This is a genomic window from Rhizobacter sp., assembly GCF_031412075.1.
GTDB lineage: Bacteria > Pseudomonadota > Gammaproteobacteria > Burkholderiales > Burkholderiaceae_C > Rhizobacter.
Map to the genome: position 1 here is coordinate 1 of NZ_JANOCG010000252.1, position 2,194 is coordinate 2,194.

General features: G+C 67.1%; 2 protein-coding genes and 1 pseudogene. All 3 read left to right on the plus strand.

Annotated features, from left to right (window positions below):
• Positions 1 to 150 precede the first annotated feature (150 nt).
• Positions 151 to 522: an IS66-like element accessory protein TnpA gene (tnpA, locus tag RMO40_RS08995; protein WP_309719331.1), complete on the plus strand. Its 372-nt coding sequence runs from the start codon at positions 151 to 153 to the stop codon at positions 520 to 522.
• A 9-nt stretch (positions 523 to 531) separates the two neighbouring features.
• Entirely contained in the window at positions 532 to 867 is a 336-nt protein-coding gene (gene tnpB / locus RMO40_RS09000) for an IS66 family insertion sequence element accessory protein TnpB (protein ID WP_309719333.1), read from the plus strand.
• 77 nt (positions 868 to 944) lie between these two features.
• Positions 945 to 2,194, plus strand: a pseudogene (gene tnpC, locus RMO40_RS09005) (IS66 family transposase); the annotation flags it as partial.

Genomic DNA, 2,194 nt, shown 5'->3' on the forward strand with positions numbered 1-2,194 from the left:
TCGTTGATCGGCAACCGGCTCTCGCCGCAAGGACGCGGTTCATTGACCGCTTACGGAACGCTGATGCATGGTAAGCGTCCAGTGAACACATGTTGATCCGCATGGTGTAGTCGAAGGAGCATCGTGTCCACCAAGCAACGAGGTGGACACGTGCATACCAACGAAGCGATCGTCATGGCGGCGGGCCGGCGTCGGCGCAAGCACAGCGACGAGTTCAAGGCCCGGGCTGTACTCGCGTGCGAACAGCCTGGCGTATCGATGGCCGCGGTGGCCCTGGCGCACGGCGTCAACGCCAACCTGCTTCGGCGCTGGGTGCTGCGGCACAGAGGCGCCGGCAGCGTTGCGATGTCCTCGACGAGCGGCACTGCACCGGGATTCGTTGCCCTGGCGCTGCCCGCACCGACGCCCTTGGTGGGTGACATCCGCATCGAGGTCAAGCGCGGCGCCAGCTGCGTGAACATCACCTGGCCGGCTGCGGCCGCCCAGGGTTGCGCGGCCTGGCTGCGCGAGCTGCTGCGCTGAGCCGCACGCATGATCAAGATCGAGGCGGTGTGGTTGAGCACCGCACCACTGGACATGCGCGCCGGCACCGACACCGCACTGGCCCGGGTGGTGGCCGTCTTCGGCGCCGCGCGCCCGCACCACGCTTACCTGTTCGCCAACCGACGCGCCAACCGCATGAAGGTGCTCGTGCACGACGGCATCGGCATCTGGCTGGCCGCGCGGCGACTGCATCGTGGCCGCTTCGTCTGGGCCGGCGTCAACGACAACCCGATCCTGAGCCTGAGCAGCGCGCAGCTCGACACGCTCGTGCTCGGCCTGCCGTGGCAGCGCATCGGTGAAGCCGGCGTCATCACCGTGGTGTGATCGCTGTTGCCAAAACGCTGATCAATCCGAGCATGTGCCAATAGTGCGCGCAGTGCTTTGCTCGCACACTGCCTCACATGCTCGACATCACGCAGATCGATCGCCAAGGGCTCGACAGCCTGAACGCCGATCAACTGCGTGGGCTGGTGGGCCAACTGCTCGATCGCTCTGGTCGCGATGCCCACGAGATCGTCTGGCGCGACGCCAAGATCGACAAGCTTACCTTCGAGGTCGCACAGCTCAAGCGGCTGCAGTACGGCAAGAAGAGCGAGCAGCTGAGCGATGAGCAGCGTGCGCTGTTCGACGAAGCAGTGGACAGTGACATCGCCGCCATCGAAGAGCAGATCGCGGCGCTGCAAGCCAGCCTGCCGCCGAGAACCGAAGACCAGAAGCAGACCCCCAAGCGCGCTGCGCTGCCGGCGCGCCTGCCACGCGTCGAGCGCTGCCACGAACCCAACAACACCACCTGCGCCTGCGGTTGCGCCATGAAGCGCGTGGGCGAAGACGTGAGCGAGAAGCTCGACTACACGCCCGGCGTGTTCACTGTGGAGCGCCACGTGCGTGGCAAGTGGGCCTGCGCACAGTGCAAGACTCTGGTGCAGGCACCCGTGCCCGCGGCCGTGATCGACAAGGGCATCCCCACCGCCGGCCTGCTGGCGCAGGTGTTGGTGGCCAAGCACGCCGACCACCTGCCGCTGTACCGGCAAGAAGCCATCTTCGGCCGCGCAGGCCTTGCGATTCCGCGCTCGACGCTGGCGGCCTGGGTAGGCTAGTGCGGCGCGCGCTTGCAGCCACTGGCCCATGCCTTGAAGAGCCAACTGCTGCAATGCCAGGTGCTGCATGCCGACGAGACGCCGGTGGCGATGCTGGCACCGGGCAAGGGTCGCACGCACCGCGCATACCTGTGGGCCTATGCGGCCGCGATGCACGAGGGCTTGAAGGCGGTGGTCTACGACTTCACCGACAGCCGTTCGGGCGAGCACGCACGGGTCTTCCTTGGGCACAGTTCCGAACGTGAGCGCGACCAGGCGCCGTGGACGGGGCCCCTGGTGTGCGACGACTTCAGTGGCTACAAGGCGCTGTTCGCACTCGGCGTGACCGAGGTCGGCTGCATGGCCCATGCGCGGCGCAAGTTCGTCGAGCTGCACGCGAGCGGCAACAGCTCGATCGCCGCGACGGCCATCGAGCTGATTGGGCAGCTGTACGGCGTGGAGCGTGAGATCAAGGCGCTGCCGCCGGAGGCGCAACTCGAACACCGGCGACGACGATCGGCGCCGATTGCCGATGCGCTGCGCGGCTGGCTCACCGCGCAGCGGGCGAAGGTGAC

Bases quoted from the DNA above. Each gene is read 5' to 3' on its own strand.
- tnpB (WP_309719333.1), top strand. From the start codon at position 532: ATGATCAAGATCGAGGCGGTGTGGTTGAGCACCGCACCACTGGACATG.